We start from the raw sequence: 4,495 nt of genomic DNA, 5'->3' as shown, positions 1-4,495 counted from the left end.
ACCTTGGGCTCCAGCGCCAGCGCCCGGGCGATCGCCACCCGCTGCTGCTGGCCGCCGGACAGCTGCCGGGGGTAGGCGTCCGCCTTCTCGGCCAGACCCACCCGCTCCAGCAGCTCCAGCGCCCCGGCCCGGGCCTCCGCCTTCGGCCGGCGCAGCGCGCTGACCGGCGCCTCGACGATGTTCTCCAGCACGGTGAGGTGCGGGAAGAGGTTGAAGTTCTGGAACACGAAGCCGATGTTGGTCCGCTGGCGCAGGACCTCGCGCTCCTTGAGCTCGTGCAGCCGGTCCCCGGCCCTGCGGTAGCCGATCAGCTCGCCGTCGATCGCGACGAAGCCCCGGTCGACCTTCTCCAGGTGGTTGATCGCGCGCAGCAGGGTCGACTTGCCGGAGCCGGACGGCCCGAGCACCACGGTCACCGAGCCGGCCGGGACGTCGAGGTCGACGCCGCGCAGCACCGCGGTCGGGCCGAAGCTCTTCCACAGGCCGCGGACCTGCACCATCGACGGTGCGGCGGCCGGCTCCTCCGCCGGAGTGTCCTCGGCGCGCGGTTCCTTGACGACGGTGGTCATGAGCGGCCTCCGAGGGCGACAGCGGTGGCGGTGCGGGCGCGCAGGCCCCGGACGAGGGAGCGGGCCCGCTGGAGCGGGGTGGGCGGCGGGGTGCGGTCGGCCCCGCGGGCGAAGTACCGCTCGACGTAGTACTGGCCGATCGACAGCACGGTGGTCAGCAGCACGTACCAGACGGTGGCGACCATCAGCAGCGGCACCACCCGGCCGGTGCGGCCGTACACCACCTGCACCTGGTAGAAGAGTTCGCCGATCGCCATCACGTAGACCACCGAGGTGCCCTTGAACAGCGAGATCACCTCGTTGGCGGCGGCGGGCAGGATGCCGCGCATCGCCTGCGGCAGGACGATCCGCCAGGCCTGCCGCCAGCGCGGCACGCCGAGCGCGGCGGCCGCCTCGCGCTGGCCGGGGTCGACGGCGATGATCCCGCCGCGGATGATCTCGGCGGCGAAGGCGGCCTGGTGCAGCCCGAGGCCGAGCACGGCCGCGCCGAGCGCGCCCAGCACGCCGATCGTCTCGAAGTCCCCGAAGGTGGGCCCGAACGGGATGCCGAAACCGAAGCGCTTGTAGAGGTAGGAGAGGTTGAACCAGAAGACCAGCTGGACGATCAGCGGGATCGAGCGGAACACCCAGACGTAGGCCCAGGCGACGGTCTGCAGGATCGCGCTGCGGGAGAGCCGCATCGCGGCCACCACGGCGCCCAGCAGGAAGCCCAGCACAGTGCCGTAGGCGGTGAGTTCGACCGTGCGGCCGACCGCCCGCAGGATGGTGTCGGCGGAGAAGTACACCCGGAAGGTGGCCCAGTCCCAGCCGGGGTTGGTGGCCAGGCCGTGGGCGAACTGGGCCAGGACGACGACGGCGGCGAGGCCGGCCGCCCAGCGCCAGGGGTAGCGGGCGCGGACGGTGCGCAGGCCGTCCAGTTCGCCGAGGTCGAGCGGGGCCGCGGCGGGCGCGCGGTCGAGTTTCGAGCGGGTCGGGGCGCCGGCGGTGGTGCTGCCGGCGGTGGCGGTGGTCATGGGGGACTCCTCCCGGGGGGACAGGGGATCACGCGTGCTCGGGCGGGCTGATCAGGGACTCCTTGACGGCCGACTCCGTCACCCCCCACTTCTTGAGGATCCGCTCGTAGGTGCCGTCCTTGATCAGCTCGTTGACGGCCGCCTGGAAGGCCGGGGTCAGCGCCGAGCCCTTCTTGAACGCGAAACCGACGTCGAGCCGGTGGAACTCGCCCAGGAACCTGGTGCCGGAGGCCTCCTGCGCGGCCTGGTAGCGCAGGCCGTTGATGGTGGACATCACGACGTCCACCCGGCCCTGCTGGAGGCTGGTCAGCGTGGCGCCGCTGTCGCTGAACGCCTTGACCTCGTAGGGCTGCTTGCCTGCGTCGGTGCAGACGCTCTTCTTGGCGTTGAGGGTGGTCTCGAAGGTGGTGCCGGCGCCGGTGCCGATGGTCAGCCCGCACAGCTGGACCAGGTCGGTGATCGGCTTGACGGTGGTGTTGTCCTTCTTGACCGCGAAGCCCTGGCCGTCGTCGATGTAGGTGACGAAGTCGATGGTCTTCAGCCGGGCCGCGGTCACCCCGAAGTTGCCGGTGCCGACGTCGTACTTGCCGCTGTCGAGCGCGGGCAGGATGGTCTCGAACGCCGCCTCCTCGCGCCGCACGGTCAGGCCGAGCAGGCGGCCCACGGCGTCACCGAAGTCGATGTCCACCCCGGCGGCCTTCTTGGTGGCCTGGTCGGCGTAGAAGGCCGAGGGCGGGGCGCCGATCGAGGAGCCGAACTTCACCGTCCCGGCGGCGCGGACGTCGGCGGGCAGCAGCGCGGCGGCGGTGTCCGACTTCTTGAGGCCGGAGACGAGGTCCTCGGCGGCGGCGGAGACGGCCGGCCGGCCGGAGCCGCCCGTCGCGGTGCCGGTGCTCGGGTCCGAACTGCACGCCGCCACGGCCAGGACCGGGAGCAGGGCGGTGGCGGCGAGCAGCCGGTGGCGGGCGGTGGTGGTTCTCACGGAGGTGCCTTTCGGGAGGTACGGGGGCGGTGCGGGCTCGGCGGGTGCGGGCTCGGCGGACGGTGCGGGCAAAGCGGGCGGTGCGGGCTCGGCGGAGGTGCGGCTTCAGGGCAGCTGCTTCTCGAACGGCAGCGGTCCGATCGTCAGAGGATCGGCGGCGACGTCGAACAGCGGGGTGTAGCCGGAGGCCAGGTACAGCCCCCTGGCCTCGGGCTGGCGCGGACCGGTGGTGAGGAAGATCCGGCCGTAGCCGGCCCCGGCGGCGGCCCGCTCCAGCTCGGCCAGCACCCGGCGGGCCAGCCCCCGGCGCCGGTGCGCCGAGGACGTCCACATCCGCTTCACCTCCGCCGTCCGCTCGTCGTACCGCCTGTACGCGCCGCCGGCCACCGGTTCGCCGTCCTCCAGCAGGAGCAGCAGCAGGCCGTCCGGCGCGGTCCAGCTGTCCGCCGGGTAGCGGGTCATCTCCTCGTGCGCCTCGGGGCCGTAGCGGCGCACGTACTCCTCGGTGAGCTCGCGCACCAGCGGCTCGGCGAGCGGGTCGTCGATGCCGACCCGGCGGACCTCGACGTCGAGCGCCGGTGCGCCGCTCACGCCTGGGCCGCGATCAGCTGGTGCCGGTCGTGCTCGGCGCGCCCGGCCCGCTCGGCCTCCGCCGCCGCCTCGGCCGCCGCCCTGGCCGCGTCCCGCTTGGCGACCTCCTCGCGGACGATCGGGATGACGTACCGGCCGAAGTCGATCGCGTCGTCCACCAGGTGGTAGCCGCGGGCGGAGAGGATGTCCACGCCCAGGTCGTAGTAGTCCAGCAGCGCCTGGGCGACCGTCTCCGGGGTGCCGACCAGGGCGTTGGAGTTGCCCGCCCCACCGGTGGCGGCGGCGGTCGGCGTCCACAGCGCCCGGTCGTAGCGCTCGCCGGCCTCGGCGATCTCCAGCAGGCGCTGCGAACCGGCGTTCTCCGGCCCGGTGCCGGCCGGGCGGCCGCGGCGGATCAGGTCGCCGCCCTCGCGCCGGGCCTTGATCGCGGCGACCGTCCGGTGCGCCTTCTCCCAGGCCAGTTCCTCGGTCGGCGCGATGATCGGCCGGAACGCCACCTGGATCCGCGGCGCGTCCGCCCGCCCGGCCTGCCGGGCCGACTCCAGCACCCGCTCGATCTGCTCGGCGGTGCGGGCCAGCGGCTCGCCCCAGAGGCAGTAGATGTCCGCCTCGGCGCCGCCCGCCGCGTACGCCGCCTCCGAGGAGCCGCCGAAGGAGACGCCCGGCCGGGGCTGCTGCACCGGGAAGACGTCGGAGACGAAGTCGTGGAAGCGGTAGTGGGTGCCCTCGTGGTCGAAGGGCTCCCGGCTGGTCCACGCCTTCTTGACGATCCGGATGTACTCCCGGGTGCGGTCGTAGCGCTCGTCCTTGGTGAGGAAGTCGCCCTCGCGCTGCTGCTCGTGGTCGTTGCCGCCGGTGATGAAGTGGACGGTGAGCCGGCCGTCGCTGATCCGGTCCAGGGTGGCGAAGGTCTTGGCGGCGAAGGTCGGGTACGAGACGTTCGGGCGGTGGGCGAGCAGGATCTGCAGGCGGTCCAGGCGGGAGGCGATGAACGCGGCGGCGGGCGCCGGGTCGGGCGAGCCGGAGCCGTAGGCGAACAGCACCCGGTCCCAGCCGTGCTCCTCGTGGGCGCGGGCCAGCTTCAGGGTGTAGTTGCGGTCGAACGCGGCCGTGGTGCTCGCGGTGGTCTCCGTACCGTCGGCGGTGGCGGCGATGCCGAGGAATTCGACGGGCATGGTGGCGGAACCTTTCGGATCGTCCGCGGGCCGGCCGGGCGCGGGCAGCCGGTGGGCGCGGGAGGGCAGGGGAGGGCCGAGAAGGGCAGCGGGCACCGCCGGCCGGGGGCCGGAGGGCCGTGCGGAGCGGAATTGCCGTACCGGGCGGGTGGGGCGGTAGGGGGC

5 protein-coding genes are annotated in these 4,495 nt (G+C 73.6%); all 5 read right to left on the bottom strand.

Translation table 11 applies throughout. The features are described 5' to 3' along the window. Window positions 1-500 (bottom strand): ATP-binding cassette domain-containing protein (locus VR45_RS40010; RefSeq protein WP_045944891.1); only part of this gene is annotated, 500 nt, incomplete at its 3' end. A gap of 65 nt (window positions 501-565) precedes the next feature. After that, entirely contained in the window at window positions 566-1,582 is a 1,017-nt protein-coding gene (locus VR45_RS40005; RefSeq protein WP_078897527.1) for an amino acid ABC transporter permease, read from the bottom strand. 28 nt (window positions 1,583-1,610) lie between these two features. Next, window positions 1,611-2,564 carry an ABC transporter substrate-binding protein gene (locus VR45_RS40000; protein WP_045944889.1) on the bottom strand — a complete coding sequence of 318 codons (954 nt, stop codon included), beginning with the start codon at window positions 2,562-2,564 and terminating at the stop codon, window positions 1,611-1,613. Between the two features lie 105 nt (window positions 2,565-2,669). Continuing rightward, window positions 2,670-3,155, bottom strand: a complete 486-nt coding sequence (locus tag VR45_RS39995) for a GNAT family N-acetyltransferase (protein WP_045944888.1) — start codon at window positions 3,153-3,155, stop codon at window positions 2,670-2,672. Continuing rightward, window positions 3,152-4,330, bottom strand: coding sequence for an LLM class flavin-dependent oxidoreductase (locus VR45_RS39990; RefSeq protein ID WP_045944887.1), 1,179 nt, complete (start codon window positions 4,328-4,330; stop codon window positions 3,152-3,154). The genes VR45_RS39995 and VR45_RS39990 overlap by 4 nt, the downstream gene beginning before the upstream one ends. Window positions 4,331-4,495 lie beyond the last annotated feature (165 nt).

The organism is Streptomyces sp. NRRL S-495, assembly GCF_000966955.1.
In the GTDB taxonomy this organism is placed as follows: Bacteria; Actinomycetota; Actinomycetes; order Streptomycetales; family Streptomycetaceae; genus Kitasatospora; species Kitasatospora purpeofusca.
Note: the sequence above shows the minus strand (reverse complement) of the source record. Positions and strands in the feature narration are given on the sequence as shown.

Bases quoted from the DNA above. Each gene is read 5' to 3' on its own strand.
- VR45_RS40005 (WP_078897527.1), bottom strand. From the start codon at position 1,582: ATGACCACCGCCACCGCCGGCAGCACCACCGCCGGCGCCCCGACCCGC.
- VR45_RS39990 (WP_045944887.1), bottom strand. From the start codon at position 4,330: ATGCCCGTCGAATTCCTCGGCATCGCCGCCACCGCCGACGGTACGGAG.